At 47.5% G+C, this 20,490-nt stretch carries 23 protein-coding genes and 1 other RNA gene; 6 read left to right on the top strand and 18 right to left on the bottom strand.

What is annotated here, in order from left to right; genetic code table 11:
• Positions 1 to 61: 61 nt before the first annotated feature.
• A complete protein-coding gene (locus OIR97_RS14355; protein ID WP_169542940.1) occupies positions 62 to 2,107 on the top strand; it encodes an ATP-binding protein in 2,046 nt (681 codons plus the stop codon).
• Between the two features lie 5 nt (positions 2,108 to 2,112).
• On the opposite strand, the gene OIR97_RS14350 is transcribed toward OIR97_RS14355, so the two are convergent.
• A complete protein-coding gene (locus tag OIR97_RS14350) occupies positions 2,113 to 2,454 on the bottom strand; it encodes a PilZ domain-containing protein (protein WP_169542939.1) in 342 nt (113 codons plus the stop codon).
• Between the two features lie 146 nt (positions 2,455 to 2,600).
• On the opposite strand from OIR97_RS14350, the gene OIR97_RS14345 reads away from it, so the two are divergent.
• Complete coding sequence (locus tag OIR97_RS14345; protein ID WP_169542938.1) at positions 2,601 to 3,338, top strand: SDR family NAD(P)-dependent oxidoreductase; 738 nt, start codon at positions 2,601 to 2,603, stop codon at positions 3,336 to 3,338.
• A gap of 18 nt (positions 3,339 to 3,356) precedes the next feature.
• Here the strand turns inward: OIR97_RS14345 and OIR97_RS14340 are convergent, their stop codons facing one another.
• Positions 3,357 to 4,763: an aspartate aminotransferase family protein gene (locus OIR97_RS14340; protein ID WP_169542937.1), complete on the bottom strand. Its 1,407-nt coding sequence runs from the start codon at positions 4,761 to 4,763 to the stop codon at positions 3,357 to 3,359.
• A 135-nt stretch (positions 4,764 to 4,898) separates the two neighbouring features.
• On the opposite strand from OIR97_RS14340, the gene OIR97_RS14335 reads away from it, so the two are divergent.
• Positions 4,899 to 5,822, top strand: a complete 924-nt coding sequence (locus tag OIR97_RS14335; RefSeq protein ID WP_169542936.1) for an alpha/beta hydrolase — start codon at positions 4,899 to 4,901, stop codon at positions 5,820 to 5,822.
• Here OIR97_RS14335 and OIR97_RS14330 read toward each other — a convergent pair.
• The 4 genes from OIR97_RS14330 to OIR97_RS14315 all read right to left on the bottom strand — a co-directional run bounded on the left by OIR97_RS14330 (position 5,819) and on the right by OIR97_RS14315 (position 8,476).
• Positions 5,819 to 6,340 (bottom strand): DUF1499 domain-containing protein, encoded by a 522-nt coding sequence (locus tag OIR97_RS14330; RefSeq protein WP_169542935.1) that lies wholly within the window; start codon positions 6,338 to 6,340, stop codon positions 5,819 to 5,821. The genes OIR97_RS14335 and OIR97_RS14330 overlap by 4 nt on opposite strands.
• Before the next feature lie 108 nt (positions 6,341 to 6,448).
• Complete coding sequence (locus tag OIR97_RS14325; protein ID WP_219821528.1) at positions 6,449 to 7,117, bottom strand: ureidoglycolate lyase; 669 nt, start codon at positions 7,115 to 7,117, stop codon at positions 6,449 to 6,451.
• Between the two features lie 35 nt (positions 7,118 to 7,152).
• Positions 7,153 to 8,064, bottom strand: coding sequence for a sterol desaturase family protein (locus tag OIR97_RS14320; protein WP_169542934.1), 912 nt, complete (start codon positions 8,062 to 8,064; stop codon positions 7,153 to 7,155).
• The gene (locus OIR97_RS14315; protein WP_169542933.1) at positions 8,051 to 8,476 is read right to left on the bottom strand and encodes a hypothetical protein; all 426 of its coding nucleotides are present in this window, start codon (positions 8,474 to 8,476) and stop codon (positions 8,051 to 8,053) included. The genes OIR97_RS14320 and OIR97_RS14315 overlap by 14 nt, the downstream gene beginning before the upstream one ends.
• A gap of 222 nt (positions 8,477 to 8,698) precedes the next feature.
• Here OIR97_RS14315 and OIR97_RS14310 point away from each other — a divergent pair, with 222 nt between their 5' ends.
• A complete protein-coding gene (locus tag OIR97_RS14310) occupies positions 8,699 to 10,327 on the top strand; it encodes a 3-(methylthio)propionyl-CoA ligase (RefSeq protein WP_169542932.1) in 1,629 nt (542 codons plus the stop codon).
• 71 nt (positions 10,328 to 10,398) lie between these two features.
• On the opposite strand, the gene OIR97_RS14305 is transcribed toward OIR97_RS14310, so the two are convergent.
• From OIR97_RS14305 to OIR97_RS14270, 8 genes are all read right to left on the bottom strand, one after another.
• Entirely contained in the window at positions 10,399 to 10,557 is a 159-nt protein-coding gene (locus tag OIR97_RS14305; protein WP_169542931.1) for a hypothetical protein, read from the bottom strand.
• A 128-nt stretch (positions 10,558 to 10,685) separates the two neighbouring features.
• Positions 10,686 to 10,880, bottom strand: coding sequence for a DUF4169 family protein (locus OIR97_RS14300; protein WP_169542930.1), 195 nt, complete (start codon positions 10,878 to 10,880; stop codon positions 10,686 to 10,688).
• Between the two features lie 87 nt (positions 10,881 to 10,967).
• A complete protein-coding gene (locus OIR97_RS14295) occupies positions 10,968 to 11,219 on the bottom strand; it encodes a ribbon-helix-helix domain-containing protein (protein WP_219821527.1) in 252 nt (83 codons plus the stop codon).
• Complete coding sequence (locus OIR97_RS14290) at positions 11,203 to 12,816, bottom strand: fumarate hydratase (RefSeq protein WP_169542929.1); 1,614 nt, start codon at positions 12,814 to 12,816, stop codon at positions 11,203 to 11,205. Before OIR97_RS14290 ends, OIR97_RS14295 begins: the two co-directional genes overlap by 17 nt.
• An 86-nt stretch (positions 12,817 to 12,902) precedes the next feature.
• Positions 12,903 to 13,424, bottom strand: a complete 522-nt coding sequence (locus OIR97_RS14285; RefSeq protein ID WP_219821526.1) for an SspB family protein — start codon at positions 13,422 to 13,424, stop codon at positions 12,903 to 12,905.
• 39 nt (positions 13,425 to 13,463) lie between these two features.
• Positions 13,464 to 13,793, bottom strand: a transfer-messenger RNA (tmRNA) gene (gene ssrA, locus OIR97_RS14280).
• A 14-nt stretch (positions 13,794 to 13,807) separates the two neighbouring features.
• On the bottom strand, positions 13,808 to 14,323 hold the full coding sequence (locus OIR97_RS14275) for a dihydrofolate reductase (RefSeq protein ID WP_181017824.1): 516 nt from the start codon (positions 14,321 to 14,323) through the stop codon (positions 13,808 to 13,810).
• A 15-nt stretch (positions 14,324 to 14,338) separates the two neighbouring features.
• Positions 14,339 to 15,133, bottom strand: a complete 795-nt coding sequence (locus OIR97_RS14270) for a thymidylate synthase (protein WP_169542928.1) — start codon at positions 15,131 to 15,133, stop codon at positions 14,339 to 14,341.
• Positions 15,134 to 15,255: 122 nt separating this feature from the next.
• On the opposite strand from OIR97_RS14270, the gene OIR97_RS14265 reads away from it, so the two are divergent.
• On the top strand, positions 15,256 to 16,854 hold the full coding sequence (locus OIR97_RS14265; protein WP_169542927.1) for a glycosyltransferase family protein: 1,599 nt from the start codon (positions 15,256 to 15,258) through the stop codon (positions 16,852 to 16,854).
• Here the strand turns inward: OIR97_RS14265 and OIR97_RS14260 are convergent.
• The 4 genes from OIR97_RS14260 to ygfZ all read right to left on the bottom strand — a co-directional run bounded on the left by OIR97_RS14260 (position 16,851) and on the right by ygfZ (position 19,008).
• Complete coding sequence (locus OIR97_RS14260) at positions 16,851 to 17,192, bottom strand: DUF1491 family protein (protein ID WP_169542926.1); 342 nt, start codon at positions 17,190 to 17,192, stop codon at positions 16,851 to 16,853. The two genes, OIR97_RS14265 and OIR97_RS14260, sit on opposite strands and share 4 nt — an antisense overlap.
• 39 nt (positions 17,193 to 17,231) lie before the next feature.
• Positions 17,232 to 17,420: a hypothetical protein gene (locus OIR97_RS14255; protein ID WP_169542925.1), complete on the bottom strand. Its 189-nt coding sequence runs from the start codon at positions 17,418 to 17,420 to the stop codon at positions 17,232 to 17,234.
• Positions 17,421 to 17,432: 12 nt separating this feature from the next.
• Positions 17,433 to 18,032, bottom strand: a complete 600-nt coding sequence (locus OIR97_RS14250; protein WP_169542924.1) for a DNA-3-methyladenine glycosylase I — start codon at positions 18,030 to 18,032, stop codon at positions 17,433 to 17,435.
• Between the two features lie 76 nt (positions 18,033 to 18,108).
• Positions 18,109 to 19,008, bottom strand: coding sequence for a CAF17-like 4Fe-4S cluster assembly/insertion protein YgfZ (ygfZ, locus tag OIR97_RS14245; RefSeq protein ID WP_169542923.1), 900 nt, complete (start codon positions 19,006 to 19,008; stop codon positions 18,109 to 18,111).
• 133 nt (positions 19,009 to 19,141) lie between these two features.
• Between ygfZ and OIR97_RS14240 the strand changes: the two genes are divergently transcribed.
• Entirely contained in the window at positions 19,142 to 20,461 is a 1,320-nt protein-coding gene (locus OIR97_RS14240; protein ID WP_169542922.1) for a dihydroorotase, read from the top strand.
• Positions 20,462 to 20,490: the final 29 nt, after the last annotated feature.

Genomic DNA, 20,490 nt, shown 5'->3' with positions numbered 1-20,490 from the left:
TATTGGTGCTCAAAACCGATAGATCGTTGAAGATGGTTCTCAGGAATAAAAAGAGATCAGTATGGGATTACCAAAAATAAACAAAGCCTGTGTTTCATTACTCTTTTTGTCTGAAGAGAAGGAAGCTTTGGCTGTTCTGACTGACCAACTGAACGATCCAGCCATTGATTTTTCAGTTACCTCTCCTCGGGATGATCAAAACATCCGGGCGCAGATCAGTTCGATGGATTTGGTGTTTTTTCATGTTGGCGAGTCTGACATCGATCTGTCTCTTCGCACCTTTTCGAAGTTCCGCACGCTGGCGCCTAACGCCGGTTTTTTCTTTCTTGATTATGCCGCAACCCCTGAACGTGCTGTTCGCGCCATGAAAATGGGGGTTGATGATTATATTGTTCTCAATTCAAAATTTGAGGGGCTGGCAGAACAGGTCGGTCAATCCTGTCTGGATTGTCTGCTAACAATGCCAGCGCCTAAATTGGCGTCGGCCAACAACGCGCTGATGCAAACAGCCAGTCCGTTAAATTTCAAGGTTCGTGAAGTTGTAAAGGCAGCTGGCGAGTTGGCACAATGCGGGTCTCTTCATGAGGTTTGTACAAAGCTGTTGGAAAAATTAGGATCTGTATTAGGGGCAACCGGCGGCAGTTTTTATCTGCTCGAAGGGGACCATTTGAAGCAGGTGCATTCTTTGGATCCGGGGCATGCCCCGATGAAATTATCTGTCCCGCTCGAAGAAGGAAGTATTTTCGAGCAGGTTTTCAGAACAGGAGAGCCGTATCTTCACACGGGAGGTCAGGCCGGGAATGTTTATAAGACAAGTGGTTGGGAGGGGTATAAGGCTGACAATATGCTGGTTTATCCTCTTGCTCAAAAGAATGGTGAAATGATCGGTATCTTTTCTCTTCATGGGAAGCGGGATATGGTTTTCACAAAAGATGATCGCGATATTGTCCTTATTCTGGCGGCTTACTCGCGCGAGACAATCAGGGCCCTATATGCTCAGGAAAAATCCGTACAAACCTCTGATAGCCTGCGGCTTACCTTTGAGAATATTAACGAAGGAATAGTTCTGCTAAATGCCGATCTGGAGATTGTGGAATTCAATCAGAAGGCCTTGACCCTGACGAATATTCCTGCGGATTTGCTCCACACAGGTCAAAAGATTGAAGTCATCTATGACTATCTGTTCGAACGTGGTGATGTTGCGGATCGGATGCAGGGGAAATGCCCCTGGGTGGAAGTAACAGAGGATTTTGAATATTTGCATCGCTGCGCAAGTGGCAACATGATCAGCGTTTCTGGAAATTATATTGAGAACGGTGGGTTCGTTTTAACCTTCACCGATATTACCCGTCAAAAGGAATGGGAAGTTCAACTTTGTCTTGCAAAAGAACGGGCTGAAGCCGCCAGTGTCAGTAAGACAAACTTCCTGGCCAGTGTCAGTCATGAGCTGCGGACCCCGTTAAATGCCATTATTGGTTTTGCTGAAATGATCAATAAGTCGGTTTTCGGCAAACTTGAAAATGAAAAGTATGTTGAATATGTTCATCATATCCATGACAGTGGCTCTCATTTGCTTCATTTGATCAATAATCTTCTGGATTTATCAAAGGTTGAAGCAGGAAAGTTTGAGCTACAGGAAACGGACGTCCATCTTTCAGATCTGGTTCAGAACACTTTGAATTACTGTCAAAAGCAAGCAGATGAAGCGGGTGTAACCCTGTCATTTAGCGAGATGGTTAAAGTCGGTTTGGTTCGGGTAGATGAAAACGCAGTCCGTCAGATCCTGCTTAATCTGCTCTCCAATGCCATCAAATTCACACCAAATGGCGGTGCTGTCGACGTGGTATTGAATATATCAACCAACGGCGATGTTCTTCTCCTGGTCAAGGATACTGGGATTGGTATGGAAGATAAATCGCTTGAGATTGCCATGCAGCCATTTGGACAAATTGAAAATGCGTTCAACAGGAAGTATCCGGGGACAGGATTGGGCCTGCCTCTTGTCGCTTCCTTGGTTGAACTCCACGGGGGGGCTTTCGATATTAGCAGCCGACTGGGCGTCGGAACCACCTGTAGTCTGAATTTTCCGAGTAATAAAGCGGCCTGAAGCTTTTAGATTGTTGTGTCGAAATCTCTGTCTTCAAGAAAAATGCGTGTACATAATGCAAGATGTGAATGTGCGCTGAGATGCTCGAATTTCACGGCAATTTCTGGAGAAGGAGTGTTGCGGACGACTGTTCCGGTAAACTGGCCCTTTCCATTGACACCAAATATGTCAATCTCACCGGAGATATCCTCTCCGACTGAATAGCTGCCCTCGGTGTTTTCGATACAAAAACCGGCGGGTGACCAGTCTTTGGCGAGGTAAGCCTTTTCAGCAATAATGACCACAACGCGCGGTGCCGTATTTCTGTGATACAAGCGCCTATTTTCATCGTCAGGAATATCGTTCATTTTTTTATCCTGTTTCCTGCCAATTTTGTTCAATTGGGCTATCGATATTATATTACACTAGTTGTTAATGCGTGTTACAATAATTAAATACACTATTAACGGGAAAATTTAAGATTATCTTAACTTCTGGATCCGGTGCCCCTTATATGTCAAATCCTCAAAAAGTTTTACTGCTCACAGGCGCAAGCCGCGGAATAGGCCATGCCACTGTTAAAAGATTTAGTGCTGCAGGCTGGCGGGTTCTAACTGTTTCCCGACAGACTTTTTCCGAGCATTGTCCCTGGGAGGGTGGCGAAGAAAGCCATGTTCAGCTTGATCTATCAGACACAGATGGATTGGCGGCCGGGATTGAAACCATTCGCGAAAAATTGAACGGCTCCCCTTTACATGCCCTTGTGAATAACGCAGGAATTTCACCTAAAGGACCCAATGGAGAACGGTTCAGCACGTTGAATTCCGGATATGCGGATTGGTTACATGTGTACAACGTGAACTTGTTTGCCCCGCTTTTATTGGCGCAAGGATTGTTTGATGAACTGGTGGCTGCTAAAGGCGCCATTGTTAATGTGACGTCTATTGCGGGCAGCCGGGTCCATCCTTTTGCCGGTTCCGCCTATGGTACATCAAAGGCCGCGTTGTCGGCCATGACACGTGAAATGGCCGCAGATTTTGGACCATTTGGAGTTCGGGTCAATGCAATAGCACCCGGTGAAATTGACACCGCTATTCTGTCGCCTGGGACAGAAGAAATGGTGAAAGAGCTTCCGCTTCGGCGTTTAGGGCGCCCTGAAGAAGTTGCGTCGACGATCTACTTTTTATGTGATGCACCGTCTTCTTATGTCACTGGGGCTGAGGTTCATATCAATGGTGGGCAACATGTTTAATGCTGCCCACATCACTGGTTAGCCTGCGCGCCAGTTATTCTCATCCACATCGGCCGCAACCCGATCCAGACCCCGTTTAAACCGGTCGAACATCGTGTTGATTTCGTCCTCTGTTATAATAAGGGGTGGACACAGAGCCACATTATCACCGGCAACGGCCCGGCTGATCAACCCTTCATCCTGCATATAGGCAACAGCTTTTGCGCCTAAAGTCAGGCTCGGATCGAAGGAGGCCTTCGTTTTCTTGTCAGCGACAATTTCAACAGCACCAACGAGGCCGCAGACCCTAACCTCGCCAACAAGGGGGTGATCTTGTAAGTCGTTGAAGCGTTTTTGAAACAAAGGAGCGACTTGTTGGACATGCTCCAGAATATTTCTTTCTTCCATCAGCTCCAATGTCCGAAGCGCCACTGCGGCAGGAACAGGATGACCCGAATAGGTGTATCCATGTGCAAAAGCACCGTGCTTTTCGCTTTGGCGAACGAGTTCACCATAAATTTCCTGTGACACCAGAACCGCCGCAATGGGCAGATACGCGCTTGATAGTGCTTTGGCGCAGCTGAGGATATCTGGTTTGATGCCAAAAGTTTCCGATCCCCACATATTTCCGGTCCGGCCGAAGCCACAAATGACTTCATCCGCAATCATCAGAATGTCGTACTTCTTCAAAATCGCCTGAATTTTCTCAAAGTAACCTTTGGGCGGTACAATGACACCCCCGGCTCCCATCACTGGTTCAGCGATAAACGCGGCCACCGTTTCAGGCCCTTCGGCCAGAATTTTTTGTTCCAATTCGACCGCCATGCGGGTTGAAAATTCATCTTCGCTTTCGCCGTCCAACCCAAAACGGTAGTAGTGCGGACAGCTGGTGTGAGTGATGTTTTCAATTGGAAGGTCAAAGTCATTATGTAAAGGTGGCAGACCCGTCATGCTGGCTGCTGCCACGGTTACGCCGTGATAGGCCTTTTGCCGGCTGATAATCTTCTTTTTCTCAGGGCGACCCTTTGAATTATTATAATACCAGACCAGCTTTACGACAGTATCATTGGCTTCTGAACCGGAATTGACAAAAAAAGCTTTGGACAGATCACTTGATGGCGCTATCTCGAGCAGCTTTTCCGCGAGTAAAATACCGGGTTCTGTCGATTTGCTGGCAAAGGAATGATAATAGGGAAGTTTGTGCATCTGCTTTGTTGCGGCGTCGATCAGCTCTTTTTCACCAAAACCAAAAGACGTGCACCACAACCCTGCCAGTCCTTCGATATATTCTTTCCCGTTATCATCATAAACATAAATGCCTTTACCCGTTTCGATGATGAGCGGACCCGTTTTTTCATGTGCAGACAGATTGGTGTAGGAATGGATTACATTTCGGACATCACGGCTGGCTAAAGAATTGCCTTGCGTAAAATTGGAGCTGCTCATCTGGATATCTTTCTTGGTGGGTTACTTGATGTTTTCGTTCAGGCTACTCTTCTGTCTTGAGGTCGTCAATTGGGGAAGAGCGGTTGCCAGAAAAATCAGAACATGTGTAAATAGTGAAAAAAGAGGGGAATTTTGATGGGTGCTCTTAAACTTACGTCAGCGGATGGTTTGTCGCTTCATGTCCACGAATGGTTGCCCGAAGGTGAGGCCAAGGCCATTGTTCAGATCGCACATGGCATGGCAGAGCATGGGGCGCGATACCAGCGTCTCGCTGAATTTTTAAATGGCGCAGGCTATGCGGTATATGCAAATGATCATCGCGGCCACGGATTGACAATCCCTGAGGGTCAAGTGCCCGGGCATATGGCGGATAAAGGAGGATGGCGTTTGGCGGTGGATGATTTATCTCTGATCAATGAAGAGATCAGGCGGCGCCATGCTAATAAGAAGGTCATCCTTATGGGGCATTCCATGGGGTCTTTTATGGTACAGGACTATATGGCGCGCTATGGGGATACAATCGCCGGAGCCGCGTTAAGTGCGACGAACGGTCCCCCAGGCGGTTTAGGAAAGCTTGCGCAGCTTGTGTCTCGCATTGAAAAGTTGCGCAATGGCAATGAAGGACACAGTACGTTACTTGCCAACATGTCGTTTAAGGCTTTCAACAAAGCGTTTGCACCCAACCGAACAGAATTCGACTGGCTCAGCCGTGACGAACTGGAAGTCGATATGTATGTCGAAGACCCTTTATGCGGGTTTGATTGTTCCATTGCGACATGGATCGGCCTTCTGGATGCTTTGACCCGTATTGGGTCGGATCAGGCCATGTCGCAAATGGACAAAGAAATGCCGATTTACGTTTTTTCTGGAACTGAAGATCCGGTGGGTGAGAAAACTAAAGGGGTCGAGAGACTGCTTAAAGCCTATCAAAAAAATGGCTTCAAGAATATCGAGCATCGGTTCTATGTCGGGGGGCGGCACGAAATCTTGAACGAGACCAATCGGGATGAGGTCATGAAAGATTTACTGACTTGGATTGAGAAAACGGTGCAAAATTAGCGGCGTGTCATTTCTTTCAGGCGTTTGATCCACGTTTCGATCCGTATTTTGTTCGCGTCGAAATCCGAACGGCCATAAACGGAACGGCTGTATATTGCGAGGCTGCTTTTCCCGTTGCCAAGCGCATAAAACTTAACGGATACGATATCGGGATATCGGACAAGGCGGGTTCTCTGCACCAGGTCCTGCTGGTTGTTGGTCCCCAGTTTTGTAAGTTTCTCGATCCGTTTTTGCTCTTTCAGCATTGCTGCCCAGTTTCGCTTGAGTTCCTCAAGCGGGACGTTAAAAACCGGACTGGTTTGTTGCTCTTGTGCGATACAGGCAGAGGGGGGGCAGATCAGAAACTGATTGGGGTTTTCAGATAGTTGAAGCGTTTCGAAATTAGTGGGCTCAACATCGCCAACACGGAGCAGCGCCGTCAGTGGAATCTCGCCCAACGGTGTAAAGAAAATCGGAATGCTGAAGGCACCCAATGTGACAATGCACCATAGGATTACTTTCAGGATTTTTTTAATCATACAGCTTTGTTTCCAATGCTTCCGGTTCTCGAAACTGATTTGTAATCTTCTTGTAACACAGAGCACCGTATTCGCGAACCAGAATTGTTTGCTGTAAAACGTGATTTACTAAAGGAAGAGGGGAACGTTCAGATATACGCCAAACTCTTTTCCAAAATCACAGGAAACCCGAGCATGGACCCGACCTTGCCTGTCCAGAAAACGTTGTTCAGTTTCGATGGGGAAGATGCCTTCATGCCAGATATTCGGGTGAATATATAAGCCTTGCGAGCCATCACACCAGAAAGCCACAACTTTGTCAGGGCTGATATCGTCCCCCGGAAGTGCGAGGGGAACAACAAAAGGCTGGTTGCTCAATGGAAAGAAAAGCTGGCCGCCATCCGGGTGGTAATTCATATGCCAAAGAAGAACCTGATTTCGCGCAACCGTTGGTGCCTCATTCGAGGCCTGCTGCGGGTCACAGGCCCAACCGAGAACATATTCACCAGAAACGGCGTCATTGCGCCCCATCAGAACATCGCCTTCCCAACGCCCGGAAAAAACCCCTTCGACAAATCCTCCTTCGTCTCCTGTATCAGGGTCGACAGGACGCCAGCCCTGCGCCGGCCAACGGACGATTTCGATGTCTAGATCGTCAGGGCTATCGACAAGCATACCGTAACCACGGACAGTTTTTTCTGTTGCGCGGACCAAAGGGACATCACACAAGGGGAGGGATGGTTTTTCCTGAGCGTCAAATAAGTAGGTAGGAGCACTATGCATTGTGTTTCTTTCCATCAGATCAGCCTGACTTGATTGTCTTCGTTCATCGATTAGGTGGCGCGTGTTCCGGCCCTTTTTATTTTAAATGCAGCGTCTTTTTCCTTGATTTGTTTTGATGTTAGGCGGGATCCGTCGGGGCTCCATCCAGGCGGGCCAAAAATATACATCCAAAATGATTTCAGACTCCGTGCAGAAAGAATGTCTTTGAAGAGACCTGCCCATTCATGCAGCGCAATAACAATCGGATTGAAACTGGCAATCTGTTTGACGATACCGTATCGGCAAGGCTCGGCGTTATCTTCAGGTACAAATGTGCCAAACATTCTGTCCCAGATAATCAGGGTTCCCGCGTAGTTGGCATCCAGATATTGCGGGTTGATCGCGTGATGGACACGGTGATGCGATGGCGTATTGAAGATATATTCAAAAGGGCGCCACATCTTTTGAATGCATTCAGTATGGATCCAGAATTGATAAACAAGATTAATACCTTGCTGAAAGGCAATAAGCGCCGTGGGGAAGCCTAAAATAGAGAGTAAAAGCCAAGGCACCCAGGTGCCAGCCAGACCGCCGGTCCAGGTTTGGCGGAGGGCTGTGCTCAGGTTATAATATTGTGAAGAATGATGGTTGATATGAGCTGCCCACCAAATACGGTGCTCGTGACTGAGCCGATGAAACCAGTAATAGCAGAAATCCTCAGCGAAAAAGATCAGAACGAAGGCATACCAGTGATACCCGATATCGAAGAAACGATATTGATAGACCCAATGCGAAACGCTGGCGACGATACCAAGATTAATCAGTCCAATTGCGAAATTACCAAGTCCCATTGCAAGAGAGGCGGCACTGTCTCGGGTCTCATAATTTGACTTGCGAGGGAAAAAACGTCCCAAAATTACTTCGATGATAATAAGCAGAACGAACGCGGGAATAGCAAAGGTAACCGGATCAGGGAGAGACATGGCTTTGTTCCTCCAAAAGCAACTTTTTAAGAGACTGTATGGTTTTCTCCTCAAATGAGAGTTTGAGCGCCGGATGCCCCCAGTCCTGTCGGTCGATGAGGGTTGTGGTGGGGGAGGCTGCAGTAAGGTGCAGGCCATCACGTTCGACCATTTGCATTACAATTTTATTGCCAAAGCTTCTGACCAAACGGAGGGTCTTATCCTGAACGGGGACGACAAGGGCGGCGTGTTTGTCCGTGCTCACTAAAATGGATTGGATCTCGAGATCCGGTTGTTCAAACCGTAAATGGGTCCTGATTGCTTTTTCACTGAGCAATAAGTTTTTGGAACCCGAAATAAGGCGGATCAAACCGATCATAATTAGGACCGCCAGAGCGGCCGCCGGAATCAGAATATAGGGTTCAATCTGCATAAAGCCCGCCTATAAGAATGTTGTCATGTTGTATTATCACCAATTTTATGGGCCAGAGACAACTAGTATTTAGTGAAACCGATTGGTTTGCCCGCCTGACGTAGGGGCATGCCCATATTGCTGCAATATCGCCGTTTTCTGTGCGATTACTCTTTACCAATCTTGGCAGTTTGCCTATGTTGCGTGTAACCAAAAACCAATAAACTGATATGGGAACAAACTATGTTGGGTCTTATCCAAGATCGGCCATTGCTGATATCCTCGCTAATTGAATATGCCGGAATTTATCACGGAGATGTTGAGATCGTTTCACGATCTGTAGAAGGTCCTATTCACCGGACCAATTACCGTGAAGTAAATCTTCGAGCAAAGAAGCTCGCTCAGGCGCTTGCAAAGCTTGGCGTCGAAACAGGTGATCGTATTGGAACGTTGGCCTGGAACGGTTATCGCCATGTCGAAATCTACTTTGGTGTTTCGGGCATGGGATCTGTTTGCCATACGATTAATCCTCGCCTTTTTCCAGAGCAGATTGCCTATATTGTCAATCATGCAGAAGACAAATTTATCTTCGTCGATCTGACCTTTGTGCCATTGATAGAAGCCGTTGCAGAGCATCTGCCGAATGTAAAAGGCTTTATTGTCATGACGGACGAAGCCCATATGCCCCAGAGCAAGCTGGATAACCTGCTTTGTTACGAGACATTGGTGGAAGCGGAAGATGGGGAATATGAATGGCCCGTTTTCGATGAAAATACCGCTTCCAGCTTGTGCTATACCTCAGGAACAACCGGTAATCCGAAAGGTGTCTTATATTCCAACAGATCAACAGTTCTGCATAGTTTCTGTGTTTGCACCAATGATGGGTTGGGTATCTGCAATCAGGACAGCATTTTGCCGGTTGTCCCGATGTTCCACGCCAATGCATGGGGTATTCCTTATGCTGCGGCCATGTCTGGTGCGAAAATGGTAATGCCTGGCGCCGCCATGGACGGTGCCTCTATTTATGAACTAATGGAAGCTGAAAATGTCACCCTCTCAGCAGGTGTTCCAACCGTTTGGTTGATGCTGTTGGGTCATGTAAAAGAAAATAATCTGAAGTTCTCATCCATGAACCGGACGGTCATCGGCGGATCGGCAGCACCACGTTCCATGATTGAAACTTTTGTCAATGATTATGGGGTTAATGTTGTTCATGCATGGGGCATGACAGAGATGAGTCCGCTGGGTACAACGGGCAACCTTCTCAAGAAGCATGAAGATTTACCGGAAGACAAGAAAATTGACATTCGCCTCAAGCAGGGGCGCGCCGTTTTTGGTGTTGATCTGAAAATTGTCGATGATGAAGGGGTTGAGCAACCGCGTGACGGCGTCGCGTTCGGCCGGTTATTGGTTCGCGGTCCTTGGATCACAAGCGGGTATTTCCGGGGTGAGGGCGGTAATGTCATTGATGAGGATATGTGGTTCGATACAGGCGATGTTGCCACTTTGGACCCTGATGGCTATATGCAGATCACAGACCGATCCAAAGACGTGATCAAGTCAGGTGGTGAGTGGATTTCATCCATTGATGTCGAAAACGAAGCAGTTGGTTGTCCTGGTATTGTCGAAGCCGCCGTAATTGCTGTGCCCCATCCGAAATGGGACGAGCGCCCGTTGGTTATTGCAGTGAAGGAAAGTGGACATTCTGTCACCCGTGAGGATGTTATCCATCATCTGGAAAATACACTGGCAAAATGGCAGTTGCCTGATGATGTTGTGTTTGTTGACGAACTGCCGCACACAGCAACAGGTAAGTTATTGAAAACGAAGCTGCGCGAAGATTTCAAAGACTACAAGCTTCCAACCGCTTAGTCGTTGGTGTTTCGTAACAAAAAAGCACGGCTGTTTGGCCGTGCTTTTTTGTGTCTAATTTGGAAGCGTAGTTAATTCGGTTTGCCACACCTGTTCTGTTTATAGGTTTCGATAACCTGAACAACATCATCGATTGTCAGGCCATCTCTCTTCAAAACGGCGAGAAAAATAGGGTCGGAAAATATCTCATCTATTTTGGGTTCTAAATGTATGTGACCATCGCTTTTCATCGTGTGGCTCCTTTGCCATCTAAATTCGATGGCTCTCAAGTACACATGGAATGCGACGCTTTTATGAACATTTTGTTTAGAAAATATGAGGCTGGCACAGACTTTAAATCGCCGGGTTTTTGGGCGCGTTAAGATTTATCGGTTTCTGTCGGGTCTATTTTCAGGTCATCCAGTTTTTTGCGGGAAGCTTCCTGCTTCTTTTTATCGATTTCTTTTGAATGCTTGGTTCGCCCAAAGAGCACCCTGTTGGAAGAGGCGACTTTTTCCTCCTCTTTTTTTGCTTTCTGTTTTCTGAATTTATTCAGATTAACAACATCACCCATTACGATTTGACCCTTGTGTGAAACGACCCCTCATTCAACATTAGAATTTTTTTAGGTAAATGCAAGCTAAGCCACAAATAGGTCACATTATTCGGACATTTCAAGGAGTTTGCGCAAAACATATAGCCTCACGGCGCTGGAGAGGTTCCCCGATCGTTCCTCATCCAGACGACTAATCAGAGTGTTTATGCTGATTGATTGATCTTCTGCCATCTGGCAGAACAAATCCCAGAATTCTTTTTCGACAGAAATGCTGGTGCGATGGCCTGATATGCTGACTGATCTTTTGATGATTTCGTCGGGCATATCAGGCTGGCTGTCTTTATTTTTTTCGGGCAAAGAAGTCGTTGCCTTTGTCATCGGTTACGATAAAGGCTGGAAAGTCTTCGATTTCGATGCGCCAGATGGCTTCCATGCCAAGTTCTTCAAATTCCTGAACTTCAACCTTTTTGATATTGTTCTGCGCAAGAATGGCCGCTGGGCCACCAATTGAGCCCAAATAGAAGCCACCATGTTTGGCGCAGGCATCAACGACCATTTTGCTTCTGTTTCCTTTTGCCAGCATGATCATGCTGCCGCCATGGGACATAAACTGATCTACATACCCGTCCATCCGACCGGCGGTTGTTGGCCCAAACGATCCGGAGGCATATCCTTTAGGCGTTTTGGCAGGACCTGCATAATAAATGATGTGGTCTTTAAAATACTGTGGCAGATCTTCACCGGCTTCCAATCTCTCCCGAAGTTTCCGGTGTGCAAGATCGCGTGCAACGATAATCGTACCGGTCAAACTTAGGCGAGTACGGATAGGATGCTGGCTGAGTGTTTTCAGCAGTTCATCCATCGGTTGGTTAAGGTCTATTTTTACAACATTTTCGTTCAAGTGCTGGCTTGAGATCTCTGGCAGGTATTTGGCCGGGTCTGTTTCCAGCTGTTCAAGAAAAACACCTTCTTTAGTAATCTTGCCTTTAACCTGACGGTCTGCGGAACAGGAAACACCAATTCCAATCGGGACACTTGCACCATGACGCGGCATGCGAATGACCCGCACATCATGGCAGAAGTATTTTCCGCCAAACTGAGCGCCAATACCAATATTCTGGGAAATCTTGTGGATAGCAGCTTCCATCTCGACATCTCGATAGGCGCGGCCGAGTTCGTTTCCTGTGGTTGGAAGCTCGTCATAATATTTGGTCGAGGCAAGTTTCACGGTCTTCATTGTATCTTCGGCAGAGGTGCCGCCGATTACAATGGCCAAGTGGTAGGGCGGACAGGCCGCGGTTCCCAATTCAGTTATTTTCTCTTCAATAAATGGGAGCAGCCGATCTGGGGACAGAACGCTTGGGACGGCTTGATGGAGGAATGACTTGTTGGCAGATCCGCCGCCCTTAACAATGAACAAAAATTCATAAATATCGCTGTCTGTCGAGTAAATATCGATCTGTGCCGGAAGGTTTGTTCCGGTATTTTTTTCGTCAAACATGCTGATCGGGGCAAGCTGAGAGTAGCGAAGGTTTGTCTCGGTAAAGGTTTTGAAGACGCCTTTTGACAATGCTTCTTTGTCATTGCCACTGGTCCAGACATACTGGCCTTTTTTGCCCATTATGACCGCTGTGCCTGTATCCTGACAACTGGGCAGAACCATTCCCGCTGCGATGTTGGCATTTTTCAGTAATTCTGTGGCGACAAATTTATCATTTTCGGACGCTTCGTCATCTTCCAGAATGCTGGCAAGCTGGGCCAGATGAGCAGGACGAAGAAGATGAGAAGAATCCCGGATTGCCTCGGCGCATAGAAGTTCAAGTGCTTCAGGCTCGATCTTGAGAACTTGCTTGCCGTCCACATCGATTGTGGAAACGAAGTCATCCGTGAGTTTGCGGTAAGGAGTCGCACTTTCACCGAGCTGGAACATTTCCTGATATTGAAATTCTGGCATCTCTTTTCATCCTGGCGTAACTGTTTTGGAAATTAATTGGGTTTCGCAAGCAGTTGAAAACGACAAATGGCCTTCAACGTCTTTTGTTATTTTTTACGAAAGGCGTCCAGAGTGATCACTTCACCCGCTTTTGGTTCTTCTTTTTCGTCACTTGCAGACACATCTTCTAGCGCCTCATCATTCTGTGTCGCTGTTGCGTCCGCAGTCTCAAGGGTGTCATCAGGCCCTAGGTTAAACTGCAGGCCGAATTGTACAGACGGATCGGCAAACGCTGTTACTGCGTCAAACGGAATTTCAAGGAGTTCCCTCTGATGGTTGAAGCTTAATTCAAGACTGAATTTATTCTGTTCAACGGTCAGGTTCCAGAATTGGTGCTGAAGAACAATTGTCATTTCGTCCTGATATCGTTCCTGTAAATGTGCGGGCAGGTTAATACCGGGATAATTTGTTTTGAAGGTAATGTAAAAATGTTGTTGACCAACCAGTCCGTCCTTGGCTGCACAGCGAAGGGATTCCCTGACAACTTCCATCAGCGCTTTTTCAACCAGTTGATTATAATTTATTTCGCCGTCCATCACGCCAACCTTACTCCAGCTTTCTCGTGTCACCTGCGTTTCGGCGCAGTTGCGGTATGTTCTTCTCAATCAAGTGGAGGGGCTTCTGTTGCCAGGTGCCCCTCCGAACCCCGTGTAGCGGCTGTTAGGCGGCTACGGCAAATGCTTCGTTGTTATCGTTAGCATTTGTAAAATTGACCCCGGTAACGGTGGTATCATGCCGAGCGAAAATTACATCTTTACTGCGCGCGTCGAACCTATTTCGCCCCCAGCAGAAAAACAGAACTTTTTTCCCCTGTTTTTCTGGTGGAGGCGCCGGGTACCGCCCCCGGGTCCGCAACGTTTATTCCACGCAACGTTTATCGCCATAGTTGGTTACCCAACAAGCGTAATATAGATACTTGCTCGACAGATTGAAAGGGGGCAGTTTGGAAATTTCAAATGGGCTGTAAACGGCGCTCTTTTATGAAAAACGTATGGTCGTGATCATTTTTTTCTGACTTTACATGAAATTCAGAAAAGATCGTTTGCCAATCCTGTTCGTTTAAGGGAGAAAAGTAAGTGTCGCCGGTTATGTTTGTATGGACGAGCGTCAGATAGTAGCGGTCGATCCTGTCGGCAAAAAGTTTGTAAATTTCACCGCCACCAACGATTGTGATCTCATCCCCCCCCTTTTTCTTTGCATCTTGTTCGGCAAGTGTGAGGGCTTGATCCATGTCATGGGCAACAATAGCGCCGTCCACTGAATAATCGGTGTCACGGGTCAGGATAATGCTGGTTCTTCCGGGAAGAAGACCGGGAAGCGATTCAAATGTTTTACGGCCCATGATCATTGGCTTTCCAAGTGTCTTGCTTTTGAACCATTTAAGATCATTGGATAGACGCCACGGAAGGGAATTGTCAGATCCGATTACGTTGTTTTCCGAAACTGCCAGAACAGCACTAATAATCATCGGGATACCCTGCTGTTAAACCGCGATTGGCGCCGGAATGTTCGGCTCTGCAATATAATCACGCACTTCAAAATCGTCGAATGTGAACGAAAACAGATCTTTCACGTCCGGATTGATATGCAACGTTGGAAGGGGACCGGGTTTCCTCGATAGTTGCTGTTCTGCTTGATCAACGTGGTTGGCATAGAGGTGGGTGTCGCCAAAACTGTGAACAAATTCACCAGCCTTTAATCCACAAACCTGTGCAATCATGCGTGTGAGCAATGCGTAAGATGCAATATTGAAGGGCACCCCCAAAAAGACATCTGCACTGCGCTGATAAAGCTGGCAAGAGAGTTTTCCGTCGGCCACGTAAAATTGAAACAGGCAATGACAGGGCGGCAATGCCATGTTTTCAACTTCTGCCGGGTTCCAGGCGGACACAATATGGCGCCGGGAATCAGGGTTGGTTTGAAGTTGCACTAACAGGTTGCTTATCTGGTCAATCGTCGTCCCGTTTGGTCCGGGCCAGGATCGCCACTGTGATCCGTAAACGGGCCCTAGGTCCCCATTTTCATCGGCCCATTCATTCCAGATGCGAACACCATTATCGTTCAGATACTTTATGTTGGTATCGCCTGCTAAAAACCAAAGTAATTCGTGGATGATTGATTTTAAATGCAGCCGCTTGGTCGTCAGCAAAGGGAATGTTTCACTCAGATCAAAGCGCATTTGGTGACCAAAAATACTATAGGTACCGACACCGGTCCTATCGGATTTGTAGGTTCCAGTTTCTTTTACGGTTTTAAGAAGGTCCAGATACTGTTGCATAATTCTTCTGTGCTTGAAGTTTTCGGTCAAAATTTTACTCGCAAGCAAGATAGAATACTTGCGACTTCTCTGACAGTGCATAATATCGTTTATTCAGAAAAAGTAGGGAAATTTCACAATTAATGAATTTGCAGAAGCAAGGCGTCAAAGCAACAGCCCGTGCGGAAAACTGTTTAAGGTTTTTGCCTCATAACGCCTTATCTGTAGGGATTGTCGGCACGGGAGCAGAACTGCTCGCACAGGAATACAGGTCGATCAACCCAGTTGGTAACGTGACATGTACACCTGACCCGGCGGCCTTGAATGACGATCCTACTCACTCCTTCGAAAGCCTTCTTTTCCTCGGCTGCTCGGCACAAACACAGAGTTTAAAGGGTATATTGAAGCATGCAAAAACTGTTATTTCAGGATCAGGCGTCTGTATTCTGGAAATAAAAAACCCTCTGTTTTTCAAATTGCTGCCGGGCCAAAAATGGGAATCGACCGCCCTTGAAAAACAATGGGCCCATACGAAAAAGAACATTTTGGATGGGTTGGGGGACAGTGGTTTTTTTGTTGACCAGACCCGGATATCGCGCAGCTCGGTCCAGGAATTTGGAGCGTGGATGGATGGTTATGCGATCCAGAGCGGGCTTTCCCCTCAGATGAAAAAACTGCTTTGTGCTCCGTTTTTTTTATATCGCCTTACACCAAACCCTGTTTCCCGCTTGCAAATTCAGGCGAAGGTTCTCAAACCTGTGGGCGGGGTCAACGATGTCCGTATAAATGAGCCGCTGCGCGCGATGGCGTCATTGCCGGGGGTGACTTGTCATGCGTCTAGGCAGGTTGTTTTGAAGCCGCAACCAGCGAATGTTGATAAAATCATTCTTCTCCACCGGCCCATTTTGAAAATCGAGCCTGCATTGGCTGAGATACAAAAGATGCGCGAAGCGGGGTATCTTATCATAACTGAATTTGACGATTACCCTTCTCTGTGGCCGGAAATCGAAAAAAATGGATATCTCTCGTTTCGGGGAGTGCATGCTGTTCAGACAACCACGCCCGAACTCGCCAAGTATTTTCGAGAGTTTAATCCGACTGTTAAGATATTTGCAAACCAATTGGATCGGTTACCTTCTGAACACCAGAAGTCCAGTGAAGCGCCGGTTCGGCTGTTCTTTGGTGCGATCAACCGCGGGGATGATTGGCGGCCAATCATGCCATCGCTTAACAAGGCACTATCAGAGGCGAAGGCATCCTATTGGGTCGATGTTGTGATGGACAGAGAGTTTTATGAAGCTCTGGAGACAGATCAGAAGACGTTCACACCACTTTGTCATTATGATCTTTACAAGTCTCATTTAAGACAGGCGGATATTGTGCTCATTCCCTTGCAGGACACGACCTTTAACCGGATGAAGTCTGACTTGAAATTTGTCGAAGCTGCGGGGCATGGCGCGGTGCCAATCGCAAGTGCAGTGGTCTATCCTGCATGTGACCCAGAGGGTGAATTTTCGATCATCTGTCATCAGGACGAGGCGTTTGGGGAGGCTGTCGCGGAGCTATTAAACAATACTGAAAAACGGCAGAGACTTCAGAAAAACGGCGTGCAGTATGTGCGGAAGAACAGACTGCTTTCCCTGCATCTGACCGAGCGTGAAAACTGGTATCGGGGTTTGTTAAAAGACATTGAAAAGCTGGACGATGCGTTAGCCGAGCGTTTAACCCATTTTGCCCGCTAACTTTCTACTTTTTCATCCAGAAAGTGACGGCCCTCGGTATCTTCAATTTCCAAAACCCATAAATCCCTGTCGAAATTGATTTGTTTTTCAATATAGCGATCGGCGGTTTCTTCATCGACCCAGTTGGCACCGGTTCCCTGTAGCCATTTGCGAGAGCCATCTTCAAAGTTGGTTGTTGGGGTTAAGACCATACATTGATTGTTCAGTCGATTTACTTTTATGAGCGCGGATCCAGCTGTTTCATCTCCGCGTCTGGTCACAAAAACAGGGATGTTTAGAAAACTGCATTTACGAATATGCGCTTTTATCCAAATCTCAGCTTTCAGTCGCGGTTCCATAAGATCTCCTGTCCGATCATTCTGTAAATCCGGCAGACCCTACGGGGAAATGGTTGCTTCCTCAAGCAGGATCTGGTCGCGTACCCGAAGCAACAAATTTCGCCGTCTCAGATCATTTTGAGTTTCGCAAAACGAAGCGTCCTGTTCCAGCCTTTCCAAAACATCCGGTCCGTATTTATTCTGGTAGTGCTGGCAAAGTGTAAAAGACAAGCGTTCATGACGGCTCATTAAAACTCTCCTCTACTCTGGTTTGACTTCGGTATGGCGAAAGCAATCAACCTGATGGTCGTTTATCATTCCCACTGCCTGCATAAAGGCATACACGATTGTCGGTCCGACAAATTTGAACCCACGTTTCTTAAGATCTTTTGAAATGCGCTGGCTAAGCGCGGTCTGAGCCGGCACCTCTGCCATATTGGTCCAGCTGTTTTGGAGGGGAACACCATCAAGGTAATTCCAAAGGAGGTTTGAAAAACCGTCTTCTTTTTCTTCTATCTCCAGAAAAAGCTGCGCCCCTGTGATTGTTCCCAGAATCTTGGCCTTGTTTCTTACAATGCCCTTGTCCTGCATCAGGCTTTCAATTTTTTCCGGCGTGTAGCGGGCGATGATTTCGGGATTAAATCCATCGAAGGCAGCAATGAAATTGTCCCGTTTCTTTAAAATGGTGATCCAGGATAGACCGGCCTGAAAACCATCCAGAATGAGTTTTTCAAAAAGAGCACGGCTATCCCATACCGGGACGCCCCATTCGGTGTCGTGATAGGCTTGGTAAAGTGGGTCATCCCCACACCATTTACAGCGCCGAATTCCGTTCGCATCTACGTTTACATCGCCAAGCATTACGGATTAATCCTCATGTTCTTTTTTTGTTCTCAGCAAATAATTATCGTTAATTTTTGTGTTTCGCAAACAATATTTACTCAGAATGTTCCGGCAGATGAACATAAGCCGGCTTGCTAATTGCAATATTCTCCGGGCTAACGGGGGCACCTTGTTCAATTTTTTCCCACGCATCCAGTCGTGTAAGGGCAAGACCAAAGGGGGCGGTGAAGGATAAAACAGTGGCGGCTTCCTTACCGTCCACTTTGAAAACGTCGCCGACAGAAATATTCTCATCGCTTGTAAACTGAAACAGGCGCTTGCGAATTTTTGCTCTGTGCTTGGTTCTGGCTGTCAGTTCCTGTCCCACATAACACCCTTTTGAGAAGCTGACCCCGTTTAGCTCTTCAAAGTTAATTTCCAACAGGAAATTTTTCTCAGGTTCGATGTCGCTGCCGCCCTCAGGCACACCAAGGGCCAATCTGAATTTCGTATAGTCGTCAAAGGGGACAAGCGCGGCGCTTGAAAAAAAGTCGGGTTGTGCCGCTGTGACCGGGCAATAGAAACGATAGCCCAGTTGCTGTAGCCGGGGATCCGCAAAAAGGAGGCTGCTCTTATCCTCCTGTGCGCCCTGGTGATCATGGTAGGATGTTGCCAAAGCCTGTGCAGTATCTCCAAATAGTGCATAAAGGTGAAAGTCAGCCGTGACATCCTGAATGTCGACCTTTGCCCGAAGTTTATACATCGTCAGCCGTTTGATTAAATCATCTTTGCGGCTTGCCGGGCAATCCAGATAAAGGGCATCTTCTTTCTTGCTGATGATAAAATCGTGCAGGAATTTACCCTGCGGTGTTAGGAGCGCTGAATAAATAGCCTGTGCTTTTTCCAAAAGCGTTAGATCATTGGTCACAAGGTTTTGCAGAAACGCAAAAGCGTCCTCTCCAGCGAGAGACAACAGGCAACGGTTTTCAAGTTTTGCAATGGATGCGACAGACATAATACAGCTTCTTTTTTTGAAATGCAGGGCGTGGGTATCCTACCATCCCTTATTCAGTATGCAAGGGCTGGGGGGTTGGCATTTTGTGACGGTGGGGGTAATAAAGGGCATTCTAAATTGAAAGGCTAAACACATGCGTGCCGATCTATTGATCAAAAACGGAACCGTTGTCTCTGCTCGCGGAATTGAACAAGCAGATATTGCGATTGAAAACGAGAAAATCGTTGCAATCGGATCTTTATCCAACTGGTCGGCCAGCGAGGAAGTAGATGCATCCGGACTGCATGTGTTTCCAGGTGTTATTGATAGTCAGGTTCATTTTCGCGAGCCAGGATTGGAGCATAAAGAAGATCTGGCGACCGGTACGGCCGCTGCAGCCATGGGCGGTGTTACCGCAATTTTTGAAATGCCAAACACCAAACCCTTGACGTTGACAGCCCAGGATATGGCCGACAAAGTAAGACGCGGCCGGGAAAAGGCGTGGACTGATTTTGCATTCTTCATCGGTGCAGCCGCAGAAAATGTTCCAAATCTACCGTCGCTGGAACGTCAGGAAGGCGTTGCTGGTGTTAAGTTGTTTATGGGATCCTCTACAGGAAGCCTTCTGGTTGACCGGGATGAAGATATTCGCAAAGTCCTTGAAAATGGTGTTCGCCGCGTGGCAATTCATGCGGAGGATGAGCCCCGGTTGCTGGCACGCCAGCATCTTGCGGTCGATACGCCCGTCAATCACCCGGTATGGCGTGATGTGGAATGTGCAAGGCTGGCGACAGAGCGGGTTTTGCGGATTGCCCGTGAAACCGGTCGCAGAATCCACGTTCTGCATATTACAACGAAAGAAGAAATGGCACTGCTTGCCAAATACAAGGATGTCGCAACCGTTGAAGTGACCCCGCAGCATCTGACTTTGCAGGCCCCGGATTGTTATGAAGAATTGGGAAGTTATGCGCAGATGAACCCACCAATTCGGGAAGAGACACACAGGTTAGGCCTCTGGGAAGCCTTGCAAAAAGGTGTCGTGGATGTCATTGGATCGGATCACGCTCCGCATACCAAAGAGGAAAAAGCAAAACCTTATCCTCAGTCGCCGTCTGGTATGCCTGGGGTGCAGACTTTGTTTCCTCTGATGCTCGATCACTGTAACAACGGCAAACTGTCCTTGCAGCATCTGATGGACCTTACGTCGGCGGGGCCAGCCCGCGTGTATGGTATCGCCGGAAAGGGCAGGCTTTCCCTCGGCTTTGATGGGGACATCACGCTGGTTGATTTAAAACGAAAACAGAAAATAGAAGAAAGCTGGCTTGCCTCAAAATGCGGCTGGTCACCGTTTACTGGAAAAACCGTTACCGGATGGCCCGTAGGGACCATTATTCGGGGCCGGCAGGTAATGCGCGACGGTCAATTGCTTGGATCGTCAGCCGGTCAACCAGTGCGCTTTCAGGAAACGCTTTAATAGATTAGCCTGCGGTCCTGTTAAGGGCG

Origin of the sequence: Sneathiella aquimaris (assembly GCF_026409565.1) — a bacterium.
Taxonomy (GTDB): domain Bacteria; phylum Pseudomonadota; class Alphaproteobacteria; order Sneathiellales; family Sneathiellaceae; genus Sneathiella; species Sneathiella aquimaris.
This window is presented reverse-complemented; position numbering and strand designations above follow the sequence as displayed.